Source organism: Sorangium sp. So ce204 (assembly GCF_051526795.1).
Lineage (GTDB): Bacteria > Myxococcota_A > Polyangia > Polyangiales > Polyangiaceae > Sorangium > Sorangium cellulosum_B.
Genome location: NZ_CP150317.1, coordinates 9,631,561 through 9,655,790, shown reverse-complemented (window position 1 = coordinate 9,655,790; position 24,230 = coordinate 9,631,561). Strand labels below are relative to the sequence as shown.

The window sequence follows — 24,230 nt, the reverse complement described above, 5'->3', positions numbered from 1 at the left end:
GGGGCCCGATCTTGTGTGACATGTCACGGTTCACGGCGTGACATGTCACGGTCCTCGGCGTGACATGTCACGGTTCACGGCGTGACAGAGATGAAAATGGCAATGGATGCGAGATCGCGGTACCCAGAGTCGGGTCCGCTTGACGCTCGTGCCCGGTGCCTCTATAGCCGCCAAACCCTCGCCGCCCAAGGATCTCAGCGTGTCGATCAAGGACTATCTCTCCATCTCGCCCGAGGTCAGGAAAGCGCTCGCTGACGGCCGGCCGGTGGTCGCGCTGGAGTCGACCATCATCACGCACGGCATGCCGTATCCGCAGAACCTCGAGATGGTGCGGCGCGTGGAGGCGGTAGTCCGCCGGAACGGCGCCGTGCCGGCGACGATCGCCATCATGGACGGCAAGCTCAGCGTGGGCGTGAAGGGGGAAGATCTCGAGCGGCTGGCCAGGGGGGGCGGCAAGGCGGCCAAGGCCTCGCGGCGCGACGTGGCGGCGCTCCTGGTCCTGGGCGGGATGGCCGGGACGACCGTGGCGACCACGATGATGGCGGCGGCCTGGGCCGGTATCCAGGTCTTCGCCACCGGGGGCATCGGCGGCGTGCATCGCGGGGCGGAGACGACCTTCGACATCTCCGCCGACCTCGAGGAGCTGAGTCGGACGCAGGTGGCGGTGGTCTGCGCCGGGGCCAAATCGATCCTCGACATTCCCAAGACGCTGGAGACGCTGGAGACCCATGGCGTGCCGGTTTTGGGCTACAAGACCGAGGATTTCCCGGCCTTCTGGGCGCGGCAGAGCGGGCAGAAGGTGGACCACAGGCTCGAGAGCGCCGAGCAGGCGGCCAGGGTCATCGCGCTGCAGTTCGAGCTCGGCATGGGCGGGGTCCTTGTGGCCAACCCGATCCCCGAGAGCCATGCGATGGACGCCAGGGCGATCGAGGCGCGGATCGAGGAGGCGATCCGGTGCGCCGAGGCAGAGGGGGTGAGCCGCAAGGACCTGACGCCGTTCCTCCTGAAGCGCATCTTCGAGCTCACCGAGGGCAAGAGCCTCATCGCGAACATCGCGCTGGTCGAGAACAACGCGGCGGTGGCGGCGGAGATCGCGGCGGCGATGAGCGAGCTCGGGGCCAGGCCGAAGTCGAAAGCGAAGTCGAAGTCGAAGTCGAAGGCCAAGGCATGAGCGCGGCCGACCGCGTGCTCGTGGTGGGCGACGTGATGACGAACGTGATCGTCCGCCCCGAGGGGCCGCTGGTGCGCGGCTCGGACCGGCGCGCCAAGATCGAGAGCCGCCCCGGCGGCTCGGGGGCCAACGAGGCGGTGTGGCTCGGCGCGATGGGAGCGAAGGTGTCGTTCGTCGCCCGGGAGCAGGCGGCAGCCTGGGCGGCGATCAGCTCGCCTGCGCCTCCGCTGCGGCCGCGGCCTCGTGCGCCGCGGCGAGCTCTGCGTCCTTCGCCGCGATCCGCGCGAACGCCGGCCGGCTGCACACCCGCGCGACGTAGTCGGTCACCTCCGGCAGCTCGGGCACGAGCTTGAACTTCACCATCCACTCGAGCGCCTTGCCCCAGAGGACGTCGGCCGCCGAGAATCGATCGCCGAGCAGATACGGCCCCTTCCGGAGCGCCTCCGCGACCACGCCGAACATCGTATCGAAATCTCCGTACGGAGACGTCGCGGCCGGGGCCGGATCGCGCTTCATCGCCCGATCGACGACGGCCGGCTCGAAGCACGACCCGTAGTACGCGATCCACCGGAGGTACGGCCCGCGCAGCGGATCCCCGATGGCCGGGGTCAGGCCGGCCTCCGGGAACAGATCGGCGAGGTAGATGACGATCGCGACCTGCTCGGTGACGAGCGCGCCGTCGTGCAGGATCGCGGGCACCTTGCCGAGCGGGTTCACGGCGAGGTAAGGGGCCTTCCGCTGCTCCCCGGCCTTCATGTTCAGCACGCGGAGCTCGTGGGGCGCGCCCAGCTCCTCGAGCAGGATGCGCGTGCCCATCGAGCGCGAGTTCGGGGAATGGAACAAGACGAGGTTGCCCCTCGGGGTCGTGGTCGAATCAGCCATGTTGCTGCCTCCGGGGCGGACGCTACTGCCGCGGCCTGGCCCGGTATTGTAAAAGAGCGCCACGCGCGATCATGAGCCCGAGCATCACCCCCGAGGACCCCACCCGCGGCATCCTGAACCCCGCCGCGGGTCTCCAGCGCTTCTTCGAGCTGCACCGCCACGCGCCCGCGCCGGACCTGGCCAGGCTCGTCGACTGGCACTGGGTCGTCCGCTGGTCGCTCACCGCGCCGTTCGAGCAGGAGGTCTTGCCGCACCCCTGCGTCAACCTGGCCGTCGAGGCGCCGGGCTCGGCGGTGCACGGCATCGGAACCCGGCGCGAGGTCGTCCGGCTCGAGGGCACGGGGCGCGTCGTCGCGACGAAGTTCAAGCCAGGCGGCTTCTTCCCGTTCGCGCCCCTCCCCATGCGCCGGCTGGTCGACCGTGTGGTCCCCCTCGCCGAGATCTTCGGCGGCGCGGCCGGGCCGCTCGAGCGCGCCGTGCTCGACCAGCCGGACGACGCCGTCGCGATCCGCGCCGTGGAGGCGCTCCTGCGCGCGCGCAAGGGTCCGGAGGACGCCGGGCTCGGCGAGGCGATGGCGCTCGCCGTCCGCGCGCAGGAAGACCGCGAGATCCACCGCGCCGAGCATCTCGCCCGGGTCGCGGGCGTCTCGGTGCGCACGCTGCACCGCGCGTTCGAGCGGTACATCGGCGTCGGGCCCAAGTGGATCATCCGGCGGTCACGCGTGCAGGAGGCCGCGGAGCGCGTGGCCACGGGCGCGCCCGTCGCGTGGGCGGCGCTCGCGCAGGAGCTCGGATATCATGATCAGGCGCACCTGATCCGGGAATTCAAGGCCCAGGTCGGCTTCACACCGGCCGTCTATGCAGAGCGGTGCGCGGCAGCGAGGTCGAGAGGCGGCCCGCCCGGCGTGAACGGGTGAGCTGCGGGTTTACGGCCATTCACAGCGCGAGAAGGCTCTATGACGCGCGAGGTCGTGGTTCAATTTTCGCGGACTGGAAGAACCCATAGCGGCCTGCGTCAAAGTTCCTCGCTTGCGTCAAAGTTCCTGTATCGATAGCATCCACGCGCCAATCGCGCGCCGTCGTCGGCGACGCCAGCTTTAGAGGTAATCGAACATGCGTCGATTTCAGAATCGTGTTTTCGTGGTCGCGTCGTTCTCTTTGGGGCTGTTCGCGGCCATGCCCGTGTACGCGGCGTCGGTGCAGGCGGTGAGCCAGGCGACGTGGGGAGCGAACGGCGTCCCGAGCTACGTCAACATGAACATCTACGTCCCGGACAAGCTGGCCGAGAATCCGCCCATCGTGGTGGGCTGCCACTCGTGCAGCACGCCGGTGAGCTCGTTCTTCAACAGCATCTCGGGTATCAAGGCGGGCGCCGACAAGAACGGCTTCATCATCATCCTTCCGGAGGCCACCGGCCGGAACTGCTGGGACGTGGGCACGGCGAAATCGCTGACCCACGACGGCGGCGGCGACACGCAGGCCGTCGCTCAGATGGTGAAGTACACGCTCGAGAAGTACAAAGGCGACCCGAAGCGCGTCTACGTGATGGGCGGCTCGTCCGGAGCGATGATGACGCAAGCCATGCTGGCGGTGTACCCGGACATCTTCCGGGCCGGCGCGGCGCGGGCGGGGGTGGCGGCCGGGTGCTGGGCGGACGGCTTCGACGCGGGCCAGCAATGGAGCAACAACTGCGCGGGGGGCAGGACGAGCAAGTCGGCGCAGCAATGGGGAGATCAGGTTCGGGGGATGTTCCCCGGGTACACGGGGCATCGCCCGCGCCTCCAGATCTTCCACGGCACGGCGGACGCGACGATCAACTACAAGAACCAGGCCGAGGCGATCAAGGAATGGACGAACGTGCTCGAGCTGAGCGAGACCCCGACCTCGACCGACATGATCACATCGGGCGGGACCACCTATGATCGCCAGTTCTGGAAGAACGAGTGCGGCTACACGGTGTTCGAGGCCTGGTCGGGAAGAAACGGCGCGCACTCGATGCCGTACGACAGCGACGCCATCCTCGCGTTCTTCGGGCTCGACAAGGCCGGTGGTGCCGATCCGGAGACCGACTGTTCCGAGGCTGCCGGCAGCGGCGGCACCGGTGGCTCGGGCGACGGCTCCGGGGGTGATCAGAACGTCGGCGGCGCCGGGCCTGCTGCGGGGAGCGGCGGCGCCTCGGGGGACGGCGGAAGCACCGGCGAGGGCGTGACCGTCGGCTCTGGCGGGCAGCCCGCTGGCGGCGGCGAGGTCACCACGACGGGCGGCAGCGACCCGAGCGGGGCGAGCGGCACGAGCGGTACGAGCGGCGCTGCGGACAGCGCCACCACCGGCGCGGGCTCGGAGTCTGCAGGTGAATCGGGCGAAACGGGCGGGTGCGCCGTCGTCGCCGGCGATGCCAGGCCGAAGAGCTCGTGCGCAGCGGTCGTCGCCATGGGCCTTGCGCTGTTGGCGCTCCGTCGCCGGCAGCGAAACGCCCGGAGCTGACACGTGTCTTGTCGATGAACTGAAGCAACCCCCCGGCACTTTCGAGAGAATTCACAGGGAGTCGGGGAGACGGGGAGCGAAATCCCATCACTCTCCCCGTCTCCCCGCCTCCCTGTTCAATTATTCTTTTAATAATGCCAACAAGGGGTCTCCGCGCTAGAAGGGCACCTCCGGAATGGGCGCGCGGTCGTGCCCCGGCGCCGTCGTCGGCGGGATCGGCGGCCTCCTCGAAGGAGCGGGGACACCCGTGTGCGGTGTCCTGGGTGTGGCGCTCGACGGCGGCCGTGCTGCCTTGGTGGACGTCGGGGGCGCCGGCGGCGCCGCGGTCTCGCCGGCCGCGTCCGCTGCAGAGCCCGTCGCCTCTGCAATGGGCGCCGCGGGCGTCACGCTCTCCAGCGGCTCCGAGGAGCGCTCGACCTCTGCCGACGCGCTGGCGGCGACCTCCTCCGACGCAGGCGCGCCGGCCGAGGCGACCTTCGCGCCCGCCTCGCCCCCGGCGCTCGATCCGCCCCGACGCAGCGCGATGGTGACGCTGGCGCCGACGAGCATCGCCATCGCGATGCCGATCGCCTGCCTCGCGCGCTGAGGCTTCTGAAGTCGGGCCTCCTGCGCCGTCGATCCGGCGCCGGTCAGGGTGCCTGGCCTCGCCGAGCGGGGCGAGGCCGCCGGCTCGTCGAGCTTGGCGACGTCGAGCGCTATCGTCCCGCTGAGCCTCGGCCGAGCGGTGCTCGGCACGCCGGAGCACGGGGATTGCAGATCCGGAATCGACGGCGACGCCATGCCCGCGACACGGCGGAGCTCGCCTATCATCTCTCCGACCGACTGGAAGCGCTCCGCCCGCTCGCGGGCCAGCGCCCGCGCGAAGAAGGCATCGATCTCCGGCGGCAGGTCGGGCGCGATCAGGGACGCGCTGGGCACCGGACCGACCAGGATGTTGGCGAGCACCGCGCCGAGCTGGGCCCCCTGAAAGGGCAGCTCGCCGGTGACGCCATAGAAGAGGATGACCCCGAGCGACCAGAGATCGCTGCGCTGATCGATGTCCTTTTCGCCCCGGACCTGCTCCGGGCTCATGTAGTGAGGCGAGCCGAGCAGCTCCCCGGTGCGGGTCACCTCTTCCGTCAGCGCCGCGCCGGTGTCCTTGACGATGCCGAAGTCGAGGATCTTGACGACCTCGTCCTGCTCTCCCTCCACGCGCACGAGGAACAGGTTGGCAGGCTTGAGATCGCGATGGACGAGGCCGGCGTCGTGCGCGCGACGGATGGCCTTGCCGGCCTGCACCAGGATCAGGGTGGCGTCCACGAGAGAGAGCCGGCCGACACGCAAGAGGCGCGTGCCCAGGTCCTCGCCCTGAAGCAGCTCCATCACGAGGTACGGAGTGTCGTCGTCGACGCCAAAGTCCTGGACGTAGACGACGTGTGGGCTCTGGAGGCTCGCCGCGATCCTGGCTTCACGCTCGAAGCGGGCGAGGAACGTCGATGACGCCGCATAGGTCGGGTCCATGAACTTGACCGCGACGAGAGAGCCCAAGTTGACGTGTCGCGCCACCCACACCGAGCCCATCCCGCCGTGCGAGAGAGGTCGTTCGAGACGATACTTCCCACCTACGACGGAATCCGGAGCGAACTGCATGGTGATGGCTTCCTCCTGATAGCCGAGGGAGGCGAGGGGAGCGTACAGGATAGGAAAGGCGCCGGCCACGACGAGGCGGGAGATGTCAGATGGATTATCCTTCTGTGCGCCACGTTCCGGGCGCCTCGGGCTCGACACGGCCGCGAGATGGCTCCCCGGATCGCCGTGGCTGGTCCGGGTCCGGCGCGGGCGTCGAGAGCGCCATCGGTGCGTGACGTTCCTGACAGCGGCGGTGTTCGGCGAGGGGATGCGCTCGGGACGACGGCGAGCGCGGACGCCGCGCGCGCCGGCGCTGCGCGTTCGCGCGCGGGGCACCGGGGGCCTTGCTTGCGCAGCGCAGCGCGCCGGGCCTCCGCGGCGGTCCGCCGGAGCCCGCGCCGGCGCCGGCGCCGCGAGAGAAGACCACGACGCCCCCACCTCCGAACCCCCGCGCCGCAGCACGAGACCGCCCGCGAGAGCTATTGCGATCCCCTTGCCTCCGTCTAGAATCCACACTGCAATGAACAAATTATTTTGCAATTCAACTATCATCGCAGCTGGTCTCTCCCTCGCGCTCGGCGTGCTGGCCTGCGGAGAAGACGACAGCCCGGCAGACCAGAGTGGAACGGGCGGCGGGGCGACCACCGGATCGGGCGGCGGGGCGACCACCGGGTCGGGAGGCGGGGCGACCACCGGGTCGGGCGGCGCGTCGACGTCGACGTCGGCGTCGGCGTCGAGCGGCGGGGTGACGACGGCGTCCGGCGGCGATCCCAATCCCGATCCCGCGAACGCGCGGACCTTCGACCACCGGCACGCGAGCCTGGACGGTATCCCGGCGAGCTGCGCCGATGCGCTCAAGTCGGGGGACTTCGTCTTCCACTACGCCCACCGCTCGCACGGCTTCCAGATCATCGTCGGCGCCGAGAGCATCGAGGCGAAGACCCCTACCTACGCCTTCGAGACGGAGTATTGCGACGTCCCGCAGCAGGAAGGCGCCTTCCTGATGTGGGACGGGATGATCGACACCGACCTCATCCCGGGCGAGCAGTACTGGGCGACCGAGGCCGGGATCAACGACGTGCGCGCCATCCTCGGAGGGCACCCGGAGATCCGGTACTCGATGTGGGCGTGGTCCTCGGAGATCTCCGTGCAGACCGAGGAGGACGTGCAGCGGTACCTCGACGTGCTCGACGCGCTCGGGCAGGAGTTCCCGGAGGTGACCTTCATCTACATGACGGGGCCCGGTGACGAGGAGCACAACGGCGTGAACCGCGCGGAGCGCAACCAGCAGATCCGCGATTTCTGCCGGGATCATGGGAAGATCCTCTATGACTTCGAGGACCTCGACGTCCACGCGGACGGCGAGCGGCACACCACGACGGTGGGCGACGTCGAGATCCCGATGCAGCACCCGCGTTACGACGTGGAGACGTCCGGCAACACGGAATACGAGTACACCCACACGACCCAGGGCGCCTGCGAGAACAAGGCCATGGCGTTCTGGCGCATGATGGCCGAGCTCGAGGGGTGCGCGCAGTAGCCCCCGAGGCCGGCGGGCGCGCGGGCTGGCGCTCGGCCGCGGCGCGCCGCGCCGGCCGGCGCGCGGCCCCACGAGCCGCTGTCTTTCCTGTCGGTTAAGTCCCGGTTTCCGGCGGAGGACTCCGCCGGATCGCGTCGCTCACGTCTTGCGGGCCTCCTTGCGCCCATGCTACTCGGCTGTCGCACGGGCATGCTCCCCCGCGCGCCTCCCGCGCAGGGGCGCCGCCTGGCAGCCGATCGGCGGCGGGCCATGGAAAGCGCGATACCGCTCGGGAAGAAGCAGATCATCGACGGCCAGCTGCGGGTCTACTACTACGGTTACTGGATCAAGGCCTACGAGGCGCCGGCCGACACGCTGCTCGCGAAGAAGCGCCTCATCGAGGCGCTGACGCGGCGCCTGTTCAACCACGTCGAGCACGGCATCAACGTCCCAGGGAAGCGGCTGGACGAGGCGCGGCTCGCCTTCGAGTCGGAGACCGATCCGCAGCGGAAGCGCGTCAAGGCCGCCATGCTCGTGGGCGCGATCTTCAATCGAGCGACGGATATCTTCACCAAGCTCGTCGAGATCCAGGAGCTCGGCGTCACCATCGAGCCCGACAACGCCCTGATGCGCGAGTGCGGAGAGCACCTCCTCGAGGCGCTGACGCTCGGGAAGATGGTGCTCCACCGCAGCGGCGAGGAGGGGCTCGACGAGCTCTGGGGCGAGCCCTTCAAGGCGTTCTCGTTCCCGATCGAGGCGTTCTACAACAGCCGGTATGTCAAGATCGCCCAGAGCATGAGGGCGATCGACGGCATTCGCGACGCGATGATCGCCACCTTCGCGGGCTCGCCGATGTTCGCCGGGCTGGACCGCCTGGCCCGCGAGTTCGCGCACGCGGCCAAGATCAAGTCCGAGACGCTGCGCACCGACGACGACATCTTCGAGGTCTGGACGTCGTTCGTCGTGTCGGCGGAGAAGCTCGCCGGCTTCCAGCCGCTGCTCGGCGCGGACGCCTCGCCTCACGAGCGGGAGCAGGCGGCCCAGGGCGTCGAGCTGATCGTCCGTGGCAAGAACGTGATCTCGTACATCACGCGCGCGCGCGTGCCGATGCCCAAGACCACGGGCGAGCTCCTCGAGCGGTACGAGCGTTATCGCGTCACCTACGGCGCCGCGCCCGCGTCCGGGCCCGCGCGCAGCGTCGCCTGAGCGCCCGGGCCGGCCGCGCTCACCCCGCGTCCTGCGCCGCCACGAGCTGAATGGCCTCCTCGGGACAGGCGACGACGCAGAGGCCGCACGCCTGGCACTGGGCCGCGTTCGGCGTGAACGCGGTCTTCCGGCCGTGGACGAGCGACTTGAGCTTGCCGAGCGGCGAGAGGGCCTCGAACTGAGGGATCCCCTCGTTCGTCACGGAGCCGGAATCCATCGCCCGGCGGATGGTTGATGCGGCATGATGCCACCCGTGACCGTTGCCGATTCGCTTTCGACCCAGAGGCCCGACCGAGACAAGCTCGGTCTGGAGCACACCCGGGAGTTCGTGGACCGCGTTTTCGGCGCTGACTTGCACGCCTTGCGCGTGCTGTCGCTGGCAAACGGCGTCGCCGGGGTCCTGAACGCCGCCGTCCTGTCGATCCACGCCATCGGGCAGGCCTACGCGAACGTGGCGAAGATCACCGCCAAGAGCGGCGTCAAGCAGGTCGACCGCATGTTGGGCAACGACGCCCTGTCGCTCGACATCGTGCTGGCGCGCTGGGTCCGGTTCGTCGTGGGAGAGAACGCGTCGATTCTCATTGCCCTCGACTGGACCGACTTCGACAAGGACGACCACACGACGCTCTGCGCCTACATGGTGACGACCCACGGTCGGGCGATGCCGCTGGCTTGGAAGACGGTGAAGAAATCGACGCTGAAGGATCGGCGCACCGGACATGAACTGGAGATGGTCGAGCGGCTGCACACCTGGCTGCCCGAGAACGTGAACATCACGCTCCTGGCCGACCGGGCGTTCGGCTATCAGGAGCTCTACGCGCTCTTGGAAGCGTTCGGCTGGGACTTCGTCATCCGGTTCCGAGGCTGCATCCTCGTCGAATCGGCCGAGGGCGCGGTGCGTCCCGCCGAGGACTGGGTGCCGTCGAACAGCCGGCCGAAGTTGTTGGTGGGCGCGCGAGCGACGGACAAGCGTGGCGCCGTGGTGCTCGTGAAGGCGGCGCGCATGAAGGAGGCATGGTGCCTGGCGACGTCGCTCGCGACCACGAAGGCGGCGGAGGTGGTCAAGCTCTATGGCCGGCGGTTCACGATCGAGGAGACCTTCCGCGACACCAAGGACCTCCACTTCGGCATGGGGCTGTCGGCGACGCACATCCGCGATGCGGCCCGGCGCGATCGGCTCCTGCTGCTGGTCGCCATGGCGCACACGCTCTTGACGCTGCTCGGCGCCGCCAGCGAGGCCTCCGGGCTCGATCGAACTCTGAAGGTCAACACGGTCAAGAAGTGAACGCACTCGCTCTATCGCCAGGGGCTGTACTGGTACCACTGCATCCCCACGATGCGGGAGGAGTGGCTTCGCCGCCTGGTGGATGCCTTTGACCGCATCGTCCGCGAGCATGCGTTCTTCAGCCATTTCTTCGAGGTCAAATGAGGGGATGTCTCAGCCAGGGATCTGCTGCTCACGAACGCGATGTTCTACTGGGCGCCGAACAGCATCGCCAGCGCGGCGAACCTCTATTACGAGACCGCCCGCAACGAGGCCATCCCGCCGTATCTCTTCGAGAGGGATCGCGGCGCCGACCGCCGTGGCCGATTTCCCGGCGGAGATCTACCGCTCGCCGCGCGCCTGGGTCGAGAGCAGGGCCAACCTGGTGCGGTGGACGGAGATGCCGCATGGCGGGCACTTCGAGGCGCCAGAGCTCCTCCTCAAGGACGTGCGCGCCTTCTTCCGGTCGCAGCGCGCCGGCTCGGGCGCCTGATCCGCGACCCCGGGCCCGCCGGCGGCCGGCGGTGAGCGGCGTCGCTCGCTCGCGCGGGTTTTGCTCGCTGAGCCCGCCCGGGCTCCAGCCGAGCGGCGGCATGCGCGCCATCGGGTGTACAATCGGATTATGAAACGTGATCTTCGTTCTGCGTTGCTTGCCGTGTTGCCGGCGCTGACGGGCGCATCGTGCGGGGCGCTGCTCGGCCTCGATGACTTCACCGACGCTCAAGCGCCGGGCGGCGGGGGTAGCGGAGGGATTGACGCCTCCTCTGATGGAGCCGGGGCTGCCACGTCGGGCGCCGTAGATGGATCTGGGGGCGCACCGTCGGGCGGAGGCTCAGGCGGCGCTCCCGGCGGTGTGTGCACTCCGAACAGCGACACGCGGTGCTCGGGAAACACGCCGCAGCGGTGCGACGACCGCGGAGCGTGGCAAGACGAGGCGCCGTGCCCTGCCAGGGCGCCGGTGTGCCGCGGAGGGTCCTGCGTGACACCTCCGAGCTGCGCCGACCTGGCACCGACGTGCGGGCCGATGCGCAACGAGAGCTGCTGCGCGACGACGGCGGTATCGGGCGGGAGCTTCAACCGGAGCAATGTCAGCGAGCATCCGGCCAAGGTGAGCGACTTCCTGCTGGACCGGTTCGAGGTGACCGTGGGGCGATTCCGCGCGTTCGTCGATGCGTACCCGGGGAGCTTCCCCGAGCCGGGAGCCGGGAAACACCCGAAGATCGAGGGGAGCGGGTGGGATTCGAGGTGGAACGGGTATCTGGCTTCGAGCGCGGCGTTGCTCAAGGACGAGGTAAAGTGCGACTCGATGTTCCGGACGTGGACGGATACGGCGGGCGACAACGAGAGTCTGCCAATGAACTGCCTGAGCTGGTATGCTGCGTTCGCGTTCTGCGCCTGGGATGGGGGCCGCTTGCCAACGGAGGCGGAGTGGAACTACGCAGCGGCGGGCGGAGACGAGCAGCGGCCGTACCCGTGGTCGACGTCGCCCACGGATGAGACGATCGACCAGAGTTTTGCGGGGTATGGCTGCACCTTCACGGATACTCCAGAGAAGTGTACGTTTATGGACATCTTGCCTGTCGGATCACGGAAGACAGGAGATGGAAGATGGGGGCAGGCCAACCTGGCCGGGAACGTGCGAGAATGGGCTCTGGACATGAAGTGGGACTATTCCGAAGATTGCACGGACTGCGCTAACTTGGAGGGGGAATACGAGCGGGTGTTGCGGGGCGGCTCCTTCTCGGATGACGCGCAATACCTGCTTTCATCCACCCGCGACAGCAACGACGCGACGACGCGTCGCCCCTACGTCGGGGTCCGTTGCGTGAAAGAACCGTAGTTACGAGGCGAGTCCACCGAGCGGATCCGTTCTGCTGCGAGCTGGAACGGCGGCCGCGGGCTACTCCGTCCGCCATCAGCAGCAACGCCTCGCCCCGCCGTACGATGCGTTTCCGTCTTGTCCGGACGCAGGGCCGCCTCCACCGCCGTGCGCTGGTCTTCCCCGGCTGGAAATTCTTTGGCGGAGTACTGCGACGTCCCCTCCGAGACCGGCGTCTTCCCGATGTGGCACGGGATGACGGACAGCAACCTCATCCACGGCGAGCAGTACTGGGCGAGCCAGGCCGGGGTCGACGATCTGCGCGCCATCCTGAGCGCGCACCCTGAGATCCGGTACTCGATGTGGTCGTCGTCGTCGGAGATCTCCGAGCAGACCGAGGAGCAAGTGCAGCGCTACCTCGACACGCTCGACGAGTACGAGCACACCCACACGACGCAGGATAGTGTGAGGACAAGGCCAGGGCCTTTTGGCGCATGATGGCCGAGCTCGAGGGGTGCAGCGCGCACTAGCCGCGCGGCGCGGGCGCAGGGCCGCGGGCGCGGCCGCCCCCGTGAGCCCCGGCGCCGCGCGCGCCCGGGCCCGGCGTCGACCCAGCGTCCGGGCCGGCGCCCGGCCGCGGCGATGACCTCACGAACCACACTCTTTCCTGTCGGTTAAGTCCCGGTTTCCGGCGGAGAACTCCGCCGGATCGCGTCGCTCACGTCTTGCGGGCCGCCTTGCGCCCATGCTACTCGGCTGTCGCACGGGCATGCTCCCCCGCGCGCCTCCCGCGCGGGGGCGCCGCCTGGCAGCCGATCGGAGGCGGGCCATGGACAGCGCGATACCGCTCGGGAAGAAGCAGATCATCGACGGCCAGCTGCGGGTCTACTACTACGGTTACTGGATCAAGGCCTACGAGGCGCCGGCCGACACGCTGCTCGCGAAGAAGCGCCTCATCGAGGCGCTGACGCGGCGCCTGTTCAACCACGTCGAGCACGGCATCAACGTCCCAGGGAAACGGCTGGACGAGGCGCGGCTCGCCTTCGCGTCGGAGACCGATCCGCAGCGGAAGCGCGTCAAGGCCGCCATGCTCGCGGGCGCGATCTTCAATCGAGCGGCGGATATCTTCACCAAGCTCGTCGAGATCCAGGAGCTCGGCGTCACCATCGAGCCCGACAACGCCCTGATGCGCGAGTGCGGAGAGCACCTCCTCGAGGCGCTGACGCTCGGGAAGATGGTGCTCCACCGCAGCGGCGAGGAGGGGCTCGACGAGCTCTGGGGCGAGCCCTTCAAGGCGTTCTCGTTCCCGATCGAGGCGTTCTACAACAGCCGGTATGTCAAGATCGCCCAGAGCATGAGGGCGATCGACGGCATTCGCGACGCGATGATCGCCACCTTCGCGGGCTCGCCGACGTTCGCGGGGCTCGACCGCCTGGCCCGCGAGTTCGCGCACGCGGCCAAGATCAAGTGCGAGACGCTGCGCACCGACGACGACATCTTCGAGGTCTGGACGTCGTTCGTCGTGTCGGCGGAGAAGCTCGCCGGCTTCCAGCCGCTGCTCGGCGCGGACGCCTCGCCGCACGAGCGGGAGCAGGCCGCCCGGGGCGTCGAGCTGATCGTCCGCGGCAAGAACGTGATCTCGTACATCACGCGCGCGCGCGTGCCGATGCCCAAGACCACGGGCGAGCTCCTCGAGCGGTACGAGCGCTATCGCGCCACGTACGGCGCCGCGCCCGCGTCCGGGCCCGCGCGCAGCGTCGCCTGAGCGCCCGGGTCGCGGCCGCGCTCACCGATCCGGCCGGCAGCGGCGCCACGGGGGGCGGTGGCGGCGGCGGCTCCGCGGAGGGCAAGGCGCCTCGGGGATGGGCAGGGCCATGACAGCGCCGTGGCCGCTCCTCTCCGGCGAGCGGTCATGGCATAGTCCGTTCATGAGACATGCACTCCTTGGCTCCGTGCTGTGCGGACTGCTCCTCGCCGCCTGCGGCTCTGATGAAACCGTGTCCCCGATCGGAGCGGGCGGCAGCACGAGCAGCAGCGCTGGCGGCGGCACGACCGGCGACGGCGGAGGCGGAAGCGGAGGCGCAGCGCCGGTCGTCTGCGGAGGGGACGCGGGAGCGACCTGCGGCGAGGCGGAGTACTGCGCGACGCCCGACCTGGCGTGCTCCGCAGAGGCGCAGGGCGAATGCACGCAGAGGCCGCGGGTCGGGGAATGTCCGGACGAATGTCAGGGGGTCTGCGGGTGCGATCAGCGCACCTATTGCAACGAGTGCATGGCGCACGCGGCCGGGGTGAACGCGTCGAGGGATACGGTCTGCGCAAGCGCAGACTACGTGATCGCCGATCACGACCGTGTCTATGTGCACCACGCGGACCTGCGAGAGGATCGGTGTCTGGTGATCTCGATCGCGGCGTTCGCCGACAGCGATCCGCTCTATGCCGGGGTCGAGCTGGAGGACTTCTGGGGCGTGCTGGACGTGGCGCTCACCGACCAGATGGGCGATTGCACCGACACGGGCATGCCGCCCGCCGACGAGCGCACGTATACCGTGACCGGGGCCACCGGGACGATGTCGTGGGAGGCTGAGCCGAACACCGGCATCCCGTGCATCATCGACATGGATATCACCGTCACGCTCGACGGGGAGCCCGGGACCGTGCGCTTCCGGGAGACCGGCGTGGTCGTCGACAACACGTGCCTGTAGCGTCTAACGCGCCTCCAACGCTAGCTCCGCTCGTCGGTCCTCACCGGGGTCATTGACCATCGATCGGTCAACGAGCGACTTCAGGCGCTGCTCGCGTCGGTTGCGGGTGAGCCTGCGAGCCGTCCACCAGGACGCTATGTCCCGGAGCCTACGCCGCGGATGGCAAGGACACTTTTTTGCCCGCTCTCCTTGCCTCGATGATGTGAGCGGTGTTGACGAGCCCGATGTGAGAGAACGCCTGGGGAAAATTGCCGAGCTGCCGGCGCAGCTCGGGGCTGTATTCCTCGGCGAGCAGCCCGACATCATTGCAGAGGGAGACCAGGCGATCGAGGAGCGCCTCCGCCTCCTCGAGGCGACCGACCATCGCGTAGTTGTCGGCGAGCCAGAAGCTGCAGATGAGGAACGTCGCCTCGTGCCCCGGCAGGCCGTCCACCCCCGTCTCGGTCGCGTAGCGCAGGACGAGGCCATCCCGGGTGAGGCCCTTCTCGATCGCCGCGACGGTGGACAGCATGCGGGGATCATCGGCGGCCAGGAAGCCCATGTGCGGGATCAGGAGCACGCTGGCGTCGAGGGCCTCCGAGCCGTACGATTGAGTGAAAGCCCCGACGCGCGTGTTGAATCCGCGCTCGAGCAGGTCGATGCGGATCTCCTCGCGCAGCGCGCGCCAGCGCTGGAGCCGCTTCTCCAGTCGATGCTGTCCACCAAGACCGAACTCCTCGACCATGCGCACGGCGCGATCCACGGCCACCCAGGCCATCAGCTTCGAGTGCGTGAAGTGCAGCAGCTTCGACCCGCGTATCTCCCAGATGCCTTCGTCCGGCCGCTGCCAGGACCTCTCGACGAAGTCCACGATCTCCACGATAGGGTCCCAGGTGTGCGGCAGATCCGGCAGGCCGTGCGCGTGGGCATCGTAGAGCGTGTTGAGCACCTCGCCGTAGACGTCGAGTTGAAATTGATCGTATGCGCCGTTGCCGATCCGCACCGGCCTCGATTCCTCGTATCCCGGGAGCCACGGCAGCTCGATCTCGGTGAGCCGATGCTCCCCGGCCACGCCGTACATGATCTGCAGCTGCGCCGGAGCGCCGGCGACCGCGCGCATGAGCCAGTCGCGCCAGGCCTGCGCTTCCTCGAGGTACCCGCCGCGCATCAGGGCGTCGAGCGTGAGCGTGGAGTCACGCAGCCAGCAGTAGCGATAGTCCCAGTTGCGAACGCCGCCGAGCTCCTCCGGCAAGGACGTTGTCGGCGCCGCCACGATCCCACCCGTGGGCGCATAGGTGAGCGCCTTCAGCGTAAGGAGCGACCGCACGACGGCGTCACGCCAGCGGCCCTGATAGCGGCAACGACCCGCCCACTCTCGCCAGTGACGCTCGGTCCGCGCGAGCTCCTGCTCCGCGTCGACGGGGTGCGCCGGCGCGTGTTCATGCGACGGGTAGAACGTGAGGGTGAACGGCAGGCGCTGGCCCGCGCGGACGACGAAGTTCGTCTCCAATCGGGCGGCGTGCCAGTCGGGGTCGAGCGAGGCTGGGCTGCTGAACGCAAGCGCGGCGGGCCCGGACGTGAGCGTGGCTCGGCCTCCGTCACACTGGATCCACGGGATCACGCAGCCGTAGCCGAACCGCGCCCTCAGGTCGGAGTGCATCGGGACTTCGCCCTCGATTCCCTCGACGATCCGGATGACGTCGTGGGCTCCGTCGACGAGCCGGGTGGCGTCGTGCGGGGCGACGCCCGGGGGCATGAAGTCGATCAGGCGCACGCGGCCGCTCTCACAGGCGAACTCGGTCTCGAGGACCAGCGTGTCGCGCCGATAGCGCCGCTCCAAGCTTCGTATCGCCGTGGCTGGCCGGATGGTCCAGTAGCCGTGGTCGTCGCGCCCGAGCAGCTTCGCGAAACACGCGTCGGAGTCGATGCGTGGCAGGCAGAGCCAGTCGAGCGAGCCGTAACGCGAGACCAGACCGACCGTGGTCGTGTCACCGATGAGACCGTAGTGTTCGAGCGGAGCTGACATCGCTACACTATGCGTGTCCATGCCTGGACCGCAATCCTGGAGCTGATCGTTCTCCGCCCAGACTGGCTGATCCGATCCGCGCCCGCAGCGCCGTGCCCCGACGCGCTCGCTCGCTCATGCCGCAAGCAAGAAAGCTCATCAAGGCCCTCGTGGCGGGGCGGCACGACGCTCGTCTGCGAGGAACATCCAGCGGCGAGAGGTGATTGACCTTCAGGTTGAGCCGCGTCGTGGGTTGCCCCTGTTCTGGACCACGGCATCTCGCGGGCATCCTCGCGCCCCTTCCCACGTGCGTATCAATCTACAGCACGCGGGTGGTCCTGGCCGACGAATGAATTGTGCCTGCCCGCCGCGTCACGACGGAGGCTTTCGGCCGTCCGCCGGCGGTGCAGGGGCCTCGGTCACGGCAGCCACGCCGGCCGCGGCGGCCACGCCGGCGACGATGCCGTCCCAGTGGCTGCCCTTCCACAGGACCTTGCCGCATCGATCGCACCGCCAGAACTCGTCGTGGCGATCCGCCACCACCGCCGGCACCGCATCGCGGACGCTGTCCTTCGGGACGGCCGTGAGCGCGCCGCCGCACGCCATGCAGCGGGGGTCCCGCACGGGCAGCCCGAGCTCCCGCAGCACGAAGCCGGCCTGCTCCGTCGGCCGCAGCCCGCGCGGCACGTAGAGCCCGCGCACGGCCGCGGTGCGCAGGGAGCGCCGCTCGAATACGCCGGCGTCGGAGCTCAGCAGCACCCGGCCGGTCTGCTGCGCGAGGCGCACGAGATCGCCGTCGTCGATGCCATGCTCGAACTTGGCGTCGTAGCCTGCGCCGCGCAGCCAGCGCGACAGGCCGCCCAGCATCGCGTCGCATAGGAAGCTCGGCGCTGCCGCGCCGCCCTGCGCCGGGGCCGCGCAGTCCTGCGCCGCCGCGCCGCCCTGCGCCGGGGCCGCGCAGTCCTGCGCCGCCGCGCCGCCCTGCGCCGGGGCCGTGCCGCCCTGCGCCGGGGCCGCGCCGCCCTGCGCCGGATCGGCTCCGCCGCCCGCCTCACCCACGAGCATGCCCCATCACGCTCAGGATGGCGGAAGGCCAGCTGGGGGCAAGGGCGCCGCCTGCGAAATCCCCACGCGCCCGGCGCGCGCTGCTACCGTCGCTGCAGGGTCAACCGATCGTGGAGGAGTCGATGTCGATGAAGCGTGCCAGGTGCTCCTGCGTGGCGGCCGCCCTCGCCGTGCTGGCGAGCGCGCAGCAGGCGTCGGCCTACTGCCGCTCGAACACCTGCAAGAGGTCGGAGCTCTGTCTGCAGGACGACCAGCCCGTCGGCGATTGCAAGCCGCTCCGCTGGCCGGGCGATTGCATCGGCTTCAGCATCCAGGAGGACGCGTCCAGCGAGATCTCCTACCAGGAGATCTCCGACGTGCTCGAGGCCGCGTTCGACACGTGGATGCAGGCGCCCTGCGACGGGGGAACGCCGGGGCTCCGCGTCCAGAACCTCGGGCCCGTCGCCTGCGGAGCGGTGGAGCTCAACGCGAGGGACGGCAAGACCAGGATCGTCGATGGCCTCGTGCCGGGCAACACCAACGTGGTCGTCTTCCGCGATCTGGAGTGGCTCGCGGCCGCGGGACACAACACCGAGATGCTCGCGCTCACGACGGTGCAGTTCGACAGGAAGACCGGTAATCTCTGGGGGGCCGACATGGAGATCAACACCGATCTCTACGATTTCACCGTCGGGGACGACTCCGCCGCGCCGAGGGAAGATCTGCTCGCCATCGTCACGCACGAGGCCGGCCATTTCCTGGGCCTCGACCACACCATGGCCGGGCCCGAGGTGACCATGCACTCCAGGTACGACAGGGCGGACCCGATGAGCTTCCGGACGCTGCACGAGGACGACATCGCGGGCATCTGCCAGATCTACCCCCCTCGGGATCTCTCCACGTCGACCTGCAACCCCATCCCGCCGCACGGGTTCTCGCCCGAGTGCGCCGACGACCAGCTGGTCCGCTGCAGCGCGGCGCCGCCGGCCGCCGGGGGCCCAGGGTGGAGCGCCCCGCTGGCCGCCGCCGCGATCGGCGCGATCGCCTGGCTCCGCGCCGCCGCGCGCCTCCGCGCCGGCGAGCGCGGCCGGCCGAGCCTCGGGCGGGATCGTCCCACGAACGGGAGAGCGAGGTCGTAGGCCAGCTACTGGTATGCCCTTCTCAATACATCAACCAGACCTTCGATCAGCGCCGCGGCGTCGATTGCACCAGCATTACTTGCGTATCGCGAGCGAATTCGCCGGGCCTCATCCACCAATTCCATGATGCGGCGGAACGCATGCTTTCGATCCTCCACGTCGCGGAGCATGTCATCCAGGGTCTTTTGCCACGCATCCAGACGCTCGGCGTCTGAACGGCGGTGCATCCTTGCGCTATCCGCGAGCGCACTATCACCGCTGGCCTCGTCAACCTCGGCATCCCGATCCCACTGCGCAATTTCATCGGTCAGAAGACCAATCGCGGCTTGCATCCGGCGTGAGCGTGCCAGGCGGATGGCAACATCTTCCTTGTAGTCTTCGGCGAACTTCTCGATAGCGACGACACACCGAGCCAAGATTTCTGCGTTCAAATTTGCCTTGTCGCTCTGATCCATCAGGCCCTCGCGAGTCTGGTCGTACCACCGCTCCACGTTCACGTCTGCTCGATGGGGACGAAGCGGTCAAAAAATCCTTCCTCGGCGAGATGCTTTATCGCGTTCTCCATGTTGGTGCGGGTCACCTCGTCGAGGACAATCATCCCGGGCTCGGCGACGTGAAGTTTATCCACGGGCATCGGCTTCGCCGGGAGGATCTCGACGTGAGCCGGGCGCTCGTCACGCTGGATAATTCCAGCCCCGGAGGGCGATGCTCGGCCTGGTACGCGCCCCCGACTCTCTACCTCCGCCGCCGCTCCAGCACGACATCGAGCCGGCGATCTGATAAATTCGACGAATGAACCTGCGTCGCGCGATCCCATACCTCTGTCCGCTGGCCCTGCTCGCCGCGTGCACGGATGAACAGCGCTCTGACGCGGGCACCGGCGGAGGCGCCGCGACCTCCGAGAGCAACGGGAGCACGACCGCAGCGACCGGGACCAGCGCAGGCAGCGGCGGCACGGGCGGCGGTGGCGTTGCGGCCAGCGGCAGCGGCAGCGGTGGTGGCAGCGGCGGCAGCGGCGACGAGCCGTCCGGGGAGCCCGAGGAGGTCCCGGTGCTGGAGGACATCACGTTCTACGACGGCTACGCCGAGACCGTCGACGAGCCGATCCCGGCCGGCGTGATCCGCCACAACAACTCGCTGGTTGCGACCAGGTTGACCGACGAGCTGCTCGCCAAGATCCAGACCACCCTGAAGGTCCGCGTGATCGTGGGAGCGCTGTGCGACAACTACGACCGGCTCGGCTCGGTCAACCTGGCGCTGGTCCCCAAGGGCGCTCAGACCTACGTTCCCGGCCAGGTCGACCGGATCGAGGTCGCACGGTTCGTCACGCCGTTCATGGACATGAACAAGCAGCCGAAGGCGGTCCCCTACGAATGGGAGGCCAGCAACCTCGTGCCGATCTTGAAGGACCCCGACCTCCTGGCCGAACACGATCTCTGGTTCGAACTGGGCATCTTCGGCGTGCCTTACGCCGCGAACGACGAGGTCCCCGGGTGCGCTGGTCGCAACGACACGCAGCTCGGATCGCTGCTGCTATACACCGACAGCACGCGGGAGGCCCAGGACTTCAACGTCCTGTTGCCGCTGGCGATCGGCGAAGAGTTCAACAACTATGCGACGGGCGCCAGCGACAAGGTCGGCACGACCCGCAAGACCGTCAGCTTCGAATTGCCCGCGGATACACAGGACGCACAGCTCGTCTTGATCACGTCGAATCACGGCGCCAACCAGGGCGGCGAGGAGTATGTTCGCCGCGAGCATTACGTGTACGCCGACGGCGAGCTGGCATTGCAGTACAAGCCCGGGCGCACCTCGTGCGAGCCGTTTCGCAAGTACAACACCCAGGGCAACGGCATCTACGGGGCGTCCCCGCGGTCGGACAAAGAGTGGCAGTCGTTCAGCAACTGGTGCCCTGGCGACGTGATCGACACCCGGATCGTCCCGTGGGGCGCCGCGAGCGCCGGCACGCACGAGTTCGTGATCGACGTCCCCGACGCGGCCTTCGCCGGCGGGGAGGGCAATATCCCGTTCTCGCTCTACGTGCAGGCGCGTTAGGGGCTCCAAACGCCAGCACCCGACGCGGGAACAGCCCGGGCCGTCACCGCGCTCCCGGCGCCTGAGCGCGGCGGCGTCCGTGTCGCCGCGCCCGCAGGAGCGCGCCGCCGGCCGCGGCGAGGCAGCTCAGCAGCGCCCCGGCGCGCCCCCCGCCCGACGCCCCGCAGGAGCAGCCGCCGCCGGCGCTCGGCTCGGCTGCGCCCGCCCCGGCCTCGCCCCCGCCGGCGCTCGCCGCGCCCCCGCCCGCGCCCGCGGCGCCGCCCGGGCCGGCGCCGGCCTCGCACGAGGCCCCGGCGCCGACGAAGCGCGCTGTCGCCCGCCAGAGCCCGGGGCAGGTCCGGCCGGTCGAGCTGTCGCCCCCGCAGGCCTCCGGCGGGCCGCAGAGCCGGTCGAGCGTCATGAGCGGCGAGAACGTCCTGCCCCCGTCCGTGGAAACGCCGGCGGAGAAGCCGTCCACGGGCTCGTCGGCGCAGGCGAAGAGGCCCCGCGCCGTCCAGGTCAGGCAGCGGACGCCGAGCTGCGCAACCTGGGTGAACTCCAGCGTATCCGTCGGCGCCACCCACAGGCCGTCCAGATCGCTGCCGGCCGCGATCTCGGTCCCGTCGGGCGAGAGGGCGAGGCCGAGCAGGCTCGCCGCCTGGAACACCTCGCGCCACGTGGCGCCCCCGTCCCGCGAGACAAGCAGGGCGTCCGCGCCGTCGCCGTCGCGGCGCACGTACACAACGTCAGGGTCTTCCGGGTCCACGGCGCCGAGGTACGGCAGGTTGCGATCGTCGCTGCCAGGGACGTCGAGCTCCTCCCACGTCGCGCCGCGATCGTCCGAGCGCCGCACGATCCCCTCGAACGTGGGGCCGTTGCGCCGCCCGCTCACGTAGATGCGCCGCGGATCGCTCGGCGCGCTGTCCAGGGTCACGCCGAGGAACGTGCTCGGGAAGTCGACCCCGGCCTGCGCCCAGGTCCGTCCGTCGTCCTTCGATTCCCAGACCTGCGTCAAGATCGCGTCGCTGGCCATGACGCTGGAGCCGAGCAGGAGGACGCTCGCGGGATCCGCGCGATCGATCGACAGATCGACGATGTTGCGCTCGGCGAGCGCGCCCTCGGCGATATGCCAGTCGCAGCCGCGGTCGTGCGTCGCGCTGAGCCCGTCGAAGAGCCCGGCGAGGATCGAGCCGTCGGCGGTGACGACGAGCATCGGGTCCTCGAAGCCGCTGTAGCCGATGGCCGCTTCACAGATCCACGACCAGCGCTCGCCGCCGTCGTGGGTGGTGAGGACGCCGTAGGTCGCGCGGACGACGATGTGCTCGGGATCGGCGGGATCGACGAGGATCTGGCCGGCGGTGGGGTATCGGCCGTTGGCGCGCGCGGGCGTGGCGGCGGAGAGGGCGAGGCCCGCGGCGGCGGCCGCGAGCCCGAGGGTGATGCGGTTCATCGAAGCGAGGTTCGCTACTGCCGCCGGAACTGCTGGTTCGTCCCGTTGTTGCACGTGTACTGGGCGAGCCTGGCGCCGTCCGCGGTGCTGGCGCTGTAGACGTCCACGCACTTTCCGCTGTTGACCGAGCGCAGCGAGACGACGCCGTTGCCGCGATCGATGAGATCCCACTTCTGGCTGTTCTTGCCGCTGTTGCAGTCCGCCTGCGTGATGTTCGCCCCGTTGTACCGGCTGGACCCCTGCACGTCGAGGCACTTTCCGCTGTTCACGTTCTTCACGGTCGCCGTGCTGCCGCTGATGATCTCGACTTGCCACTGCTGGTCGCCCGCCCCGGTGCACGGCCGCTGGACGACGCTGGCGCCGCTGTTCAGGCTCGCCGCGTTGACGCTCATGCATTTGCCGGAATGGAGGGCCGAAAGGGTCTGGCCAGTAGTTCCGCCGGTGCCGCCGCCGGGGTCGCCGCCCGGATCGCCGCCGGGGTCGGTCGTGCCGCCCCCCAGGCCGGAGATCTGGATCTGCGCGCCCGTGGCCGACACGGAGAGGAGCTTCAGCGTCGCGTTCGTCCCGAAGAGCTGATGAGAAGCGCCGACGGCGAGCGGCGCGTCCCTGAAGTTCCCGCCGGGGATCATGTCGAGCAGGTGCGCCCGGCCGCTCTCCCGCGACTGCGTGAAGAACGCATGGATGAGCACGCCCTTCGTGGAGAGGTTGCGCGAGTCGACGACGTTCGTCGCCGCCGGCTGGCGGAACTCGATCTGGTACATGATGTCGTTCGGGCCCTTGACGCGGAGGAGCTGGGTCCCGGTGCTCGCCTCGGTCATCGGGGCGAGCGTATACGTCCCGTCGGCGGTGACCGTCTGGGCCTGCGACGACGGGATCCACCCGAGGTTCACCTTGTAGTTGGCGTTGAAGTGCTGCTTCCCGCCGTTGCCCATCGGGTCGAACGGATCGCCGTACTCGTCGAAGGAGCAGTCGTTGCTCATCGTCACCGTCGCCCCGGCGTTGCGGCACGTCCGCGACGAGGCGTGCCACAGGCCGAAGTTGTGGCCGAGCTCGTGCACGACGACCTCGGGCCAGAGGCCGGCGATCCAGGTTGCGTTGCCGGGCTGCGCGCCCATGCCGGCGTACCCGCAATCCATCTTCCCCCAGATCATGTAGTGCTGGTACGCGTTCAGATCGAAGCCGGCGTTCCGCGCCGCGGTCCTGGCCTCGTTCTGCCATCGGTTGTAGTCGTCGCACTTGCCGAAGGTGATGTTGAACGGGCCGGCGACGTCGTACTCGAGCTGCATCTTGCCGAACGACGAGCCCGCCAGGTGGGTCGCCGCGCCGGCCATGGTGTTGCGCACGTCCTGCTCCGTGCCCAGCGTCTGGCCGCCGTCGAACTGCACGCGCAGCACCAGGACGCGCTTCGTCCCGGTCGTGACGAGCGCGTTCGTCAGCTCGCCGATGCCCTCGGCAGGCCGCATCGTGGCGACCACGATCGTGCCGTCGCCGGTCTCGGTGCCGAACACGTCCACGGGGGAGCCGCTCGCCGTGCGCCAGTCGATCGACGGCTCGGCGCCCGGCGCCGCGTCCGCCATCGAGCCCAGGTCGAGGCGCACGAACACCCCATCTTCCCGCTCCAGCATGTACCGCGCTTCGCCATTGGCGACGGCGACGGTCAGCGTCCCCGAGGCGGTCGGGGCCAGCCCCTCGCCCTCGTCACCGGCGTCGAGGATCAGACAGCCGGGCGCGAACGCGCACGCTGCGGTGAGGGCAGCCGTGGTGAGGTGTGACTTGAAGCGCTTCATTGGATCTTCCTTTCCTGGCTCGGTCCGATGCGCCCATCTCCCCCGGTGTCGGAGAGCGCCGCACCATCCCCCTCAGGAGCCAGGGCGCGGCGAGACGGAGCGCTGTCAAGGAGAGGCCGCAAGCGCCGCCAGCCTCT

21 protein-coding genes and 1 pseudogene are annotated in these 24,230 nt (G+C 69.3%); 13 read left to right on the top strand and 9 right to left on the bottom strand.

What is annotated here, in order from left to right; all coding sequences use genetic code 11:
- Positions 1-205 precede the first annotated feature (205 nt).
- The gene (locus tag WMF22_RS36235; RefSeq protein WP_438037313.1) at positions 206-1,171 is read left to right on the top strand and encodes a pseudouridine-5'-phosphate glycosidase; all 966 of its coding nucleotides are present in this window, start codon (positions 206-208) and stop codon (positions 1,169-1,171) included.
- Between the two features lie 207 nt (positions 1,172-1,378).
- Here the strand turns inward: WMF22_RS36235 and WMF22_RS36230 are convergent, their stop codons facing one another.
- Positions 1,379-2,053, bottom strand: coding sequence for a glutathione S-transferase family protein (locus tag WMF22_RS36230; RefSeq protein ID WP_438032712.1), 675 nt, complete (start codon positions 2,051-2,053; stop codon positions 1,379-1,381).
- Between the two features lie 71 nt (positions 2,054-2,124).
- Here WMF22_RS36230 and WMF22_RS36225 point away from each other — a divergent pair, with 71 nt between their 5' ends.
- Together WMF22_RS36225 and WMF22_RS36220 are read left to right on the top strand one after the other, a co-directional pair.
- A complete protein-coding gene (locus WMF22_RS36225) occupies positions 2,125-2,970 on the top strand; it encodes an AraC family transcriptional regulator (RefSeq protein ID WP_438032711.1) in 846 nt (281 codons plus the stop codon).
- Positions 2,971-3,166: 196 nt separating this feature from the next.
- Complete coding sequence (locus tag WMF22_RS36220; protein WP_437294516.1) at positions 3,167-4,537, top strand: extracellular catalytic domain type 1 short-chain-length polyhydroxyalkanoate depolymerase; 1,371 nt, start codon at positions 3,167-3,169, stop codon at positions 4,535-4,537.
- Positions 4,538-4,693: 156 nt separating this feature from the next.
- Here the strand turns inward: WMF22_RS36220 and WMF22_RS36215 are convergent, their stop codons facing one another.
- Positions 4,694-6,166 carry a protein kinase domain-containing protein gene (locus tag WMF22_RS36215; protein ID WP_438032710.1) on the bottom strand — a complete coding sequence of 491 codons (1,473 nt, stop codon included), beginning with the start codon at positions 6,164-6,166 and terminating at the stop codon, positions 4,694-4,696.
- Positions 6,167-6,725: 559 nt separating this feature from the next.
- On the opposite strand from WMF22_RS36215, the gene WMF22_RS36210 reads away from it, so the two are divergent.
- Together WMF22_RS36210 and WMF22_RS36205 are read left to right on the top strand one after the other, a co-directional pair.
- Positions 6,726-7,685 (top strand): hypothetical protein, encoded by a 960-nt coding sequence (locus WMF22_RS36210; protein WP_438032709.1) that lies wholly within the window; start codon positions 6,726-6,728, stop codon positions 7,683-7,685.
- Positions 7,686-7,934: 249 nt separating this feature from the next.
- The gene (locus WMF22_RS36205; protein ID WP_438032708.1) at positions 7,935-8,870 is read left to right on the top strand and encodes a hypothetical protein; all 936 of its coding nucleotides are present in this window, start codon (positions 7,935-7,937) and stop codon (positions 8,868-8,870) included.
- A gap of 19 nt (positions 8,871-8,889) precedes the next feature.
- Here WMF22_RS36205 and WMF22_RS36200 read toward each other — a convergent pair whose 3' ends face one another.
- Positions 8,890-9,087 carry a 4Fe-4S binding protein gene (locus WMF22_RS36200; protein ID WP_437710388.1) on the bottom strand — a complete coding sequence of 66 codons (198 nt, stop codon included), beginning with the start codon at positions 9,085-9,087 and terminating at the stop codon, positions 8,890-8,892.
- Between the two features lie 27 nt (positions 9,088-9,114).
- On the opposite strand from WMF22_RS36200, the pseudogene WMF22_RS36195 reads away from it, so the two are divergent.
- The 6 genes and pseudogenes from WMF22_RS36195 (at position 9,115) to WMF22_RS36170 (ending at position 14,655) form a co-directional block, all read left to right on the top strand.
- Positions 9,115-10,299, top strand: a pseudogene (locus tag WMF22_RS36195) (IS4 family transposase).
- 154 nt (positions 10,300-10,453) lie between these two features.
- Positions 10,454-10,627 carry a hypothetical protein gene (locus tag WMF22_RS36190; protein ID WP_437710386.1) on the top strand — a complete coding sequence of 58 codons (174 nt, stop codon included), beginning with the start codon at positions 10,454-10,456 and terminating at the stop codon, positions 10,625-10,627.
- Positions 10,628-11,158: 531 nt separating this feature from the next.
- Positions 11,159-11,974 carry a formylglycine-generating enzyme family protein gene (locus WMF22_RS36185; RefSeq protein ID WP_438032707.1) on the top strand — a complete coding sequence of 272 codons (816 nt, stop codon included), beginning with the start codon at positions 11,159-11,161 and terminating at the stop codon, positions 11,972-11,974.
- Between the two features lie 117 nt (positions 11,975-12,091).
- Positions 12,092-12,451, top strand: coding sequence for a hypothetical protein (locus WMF22_RS36180; RefSeq protein WP_438032706.1), 360 nt, complete (start codon positions 12,092-12,094; stop codon positions 12,449-12,451).
- A 331-nt stretch (positions 12,452-12,782) separates the two neighbouring features.
- The gene (locus tag WMF22_RS36175; RefSeq protein WP_438032705.1) at positions 12,783-13,718 is read left to right on the top strand and encodes a hypothetical protein; all 936 of its coding nucleotides are present in this window, start codon (positions 12,783-12,785) and stop codon (positions 13,716-13,718) included.
- Between the two features lie 232 nt (positions 13,719-13,950).
- Positions 13,951-14,655 (top strand): hypothetical protein, encoded by a 705-nt coding sequence (locus WMF22_RS36170; RefSeq protein WP_438032704.1) that lies wholly within the window; start codon positions 13,951-13,953, stop codon positions 14,653-14,655.
- Positions 14,656-14,803: 148 nt separating this feature from the next.
- Here the strand turns inward: WMF22_RS36170 and WMF22_RS36165 are convergent, their stop codons facing one another.
- Positions 14,804-16,660 (bottom strand): glycoside hydrolase family 15 protein, encoded by a 1,857-nt coding sequence (locus WMF22_RS36165; protein ID WP_438032703.1) that lies wholly within the window; start codon positions 16,658-16,660, stop codon positions 14,804-14,806.
- Positions 16,661-17,011: 351 nt separating this feature from the next.
- A complete protein-coding gene (locus tag WMF22_RS36160) occupies positions 17,012-17,704 on the bottom strand; it encodes a Mut7-C RNAse domain-containing protein (protein WP_438032702.1) in 693 nt (230 codons plus the stop codon).
- A 128-nt stretch (positions 17,705-17,832) separates the two neighbouring features.
- Here WMF22_RS36160 and WMF22_RS36155 point away from each other — a divergent pair, with 128 nt between their 5' ends.
- Entirely contained in the window at positions 17,833-18,822 is a 990-nt protein-coding gene (locus WMF22_RS36155) for a matrixin family metalloprotease (RefSeq protein WP_438032701.1), read from the top strand.
- A 5-nt stretch (positions 18,823-18,827) separates the two neighbouring features.
- Here the strand turns inward: WMF22_RS36155 and WMF22_RS36150 are convergent, their stop codons facing one another.
- Positions 18,828-19,319 carry a hypothetical protein gene (locus WMF22_RS36150; protein WP_438032700.1) on the bottom strand — a complete coding sequence of 164 codons (492 nt, stop codon included), beginning with the start codon at positions 19,317-19,319 and terminating at the stop codon, positions 18,828-18,830.
- Positions 19,316-19,450 (bottom strand): hypothetical protein, encoded by a 135-nt coding sequence (locus WMF22_RS36145; RefSeq protein ID WP_437294507.1) that lies wholly within the window; start codon positions 19,448-19,450, stop codon positions 19,316-19,318. The genes WMF22_RS36150 and WMF22_RS36145 overlap by 4 nt, the downstream gene beginning before the upstream one ends.
- 164 nt (positions 19,451-19,614) lie before the next feature.
- Here WMF22_RS36145 and WMF22_RS36140 point away from each other — a divergent pair, with 164 nt between their 5' ends.
- On the top strand, positions 19,615-20,877 hold the full coding sequence (locus WMF22_RS36140; RefSeq protein WP_438032699.1) for a peptide-N-glycosidase F-related protein: 1,263 nt from the start codon (positions 19,615-19,617) through the stop codon (positions 20,875-20,877).
- 43 nt (positions 20,878-20,920) lie between these two features.
- On the opposite strand, the gene WMF22_RS36135 is transcribed toward WMF22_RS36140, so the two are convergent.
- Both WMF22_RS36135 and WMF22_RS36130 read right to left on the bottom strand, forming a co-directional pair.
- Positions 20,921-22,306: a WD40/YVTN/BNR-like repeat-containing protein gene (locus WMF22_RS36135; RefSeq protein WP_438032698.1), complete on the bottom strand. Its 1,386-nt coding sequence runs from the start codon at positions 22,304-22,306 to the stop codon at positions 20,921-20,923.
- A gap of 14 nt (positions 22,307-22,320) precedes the next feature.
- Positions 22,321-24,093 carry an RICIN domain-containing protein gene (locus WMF22_RS36130; RefSeq protein ID WP_438032697.1) on the bottom strand — a complete coding sequence of 591 codons (1,773 nt, stop codon included), beginning with the start codon at positions 24,091-24,093 and terminating at the stop codon, positions 22,321-22,323.
- Positions 24,094-24,230: the final 137 nt, after the last annotated feature.

What these genes read in the sequence shown, in the direction of transcription:
- WMF22_RS36230 (WP_438032712.1), bottom strand. Translation starts at nt 2,053, where the DNA reads ATGGCTGATTCGACCACGACCCCGAGGGGCAACCTCGTCTTGTTCCAT.
- WMF22_RS36225 (WP_438032711.1), top strand. Translation starts at nt 2,125, where the DNA reads ATGAGCCCGAGCATCACCCCCGAGGACCCCACCCGCGGCATCCTGAAC.
- WMF22_RS36220 (WP_437294516.1), top strand. Translation starts at nt 3,167, where the DNA reads ATGCGTCGATTTCAGAATCGTGTTTTCGTGGTCGCGTCGTTCTCTTTG.
- WMF22_RS36215 (WP_438032710.1), bottom strand. Translation starts at nt 6,166, where the DNA reads ATGCAGTTCGCTCCGGATTCCGTCGTAGGTGGGAAGTATCGTCTCGAA.
- WMF22_RS36205 (WP_438032708.1), top strand. Translation starts at nt 7,935, where the DNA reads ATGGAAAGCGCGATACCGCTCGGGAAGAAGCAGATCATCGACGGCCAG.
- WMF22_RS36200 (WP_437710388.1), bottom strand. Translation starts at nt 9,087, where the DNA reads ATGGATTCCGGCTCCGTGACGAACGAGGGGATCCCTCAGTTCGAGGCC.
- WMF22_RS36185 (WP_438032707.1), top strand. Translation starts at nt 11,159, where the DNA reads ATGCGCAACGAGAGCTGCTGCGCGACGACGGCGGTATCGGGCGGGAGC.
- WMF22_RS36175 (WP_438032705.1), top strand. Translation starts at nt 12,783, where the DNA reads ATGGACAGCGCGATACCGCTCGGGAAGAAGCAGATCATCGACGGCCAG.
- WMF22_RS36165 (WP_438032703.1), bottom strand. Translation starts at nt 16,660, where the DNA reads ATGTCAGCTCCGCTCGAACACTACGGTCTCATCGGTGACACGACCACG.
- WMF22_RS36160 (WP_438032702.1), bottom strand. Translation starts at nt 17,704, where the DNA reads ATGCTCGTGGGTGAGGCGGGCGGCGGAGCCGATCCGGCGCAGGGCGGC.
- WMF22_RS36155 (WP_438032701.1), top strand. Translation starts at nt 17,833, where the DNA reads ATGAAGCGTGCCAGGTGCTCCTGCGTGGCGGCCGCCCTCGCCGTGCTG.
- WMF22_RS36140 (WP_438032699.1), top strand. Translation starts at nt 19,615, where the DNA reads ATGAACCTGCGTCGCGCGATCCCATACCTCTGTCCGCTGGCCCTGCTC.
- WMF22_RS36135 (WP_438032698.1), bottom strand. Translation starts at nt 22,306, where the DNA reads ATGAACCGCATCACCCTCGGGCTCGCGGCCGCCGCCGCGGGCCTCGCC.
- WMF22_RS36130 (WP_438032697.1), bottom strand. Translation starts at nt 24,093, where the DNA reads ATGAAGCGCTTCAAGTCACACCTCACCACGGCTGCCCTCACCGCAGCG.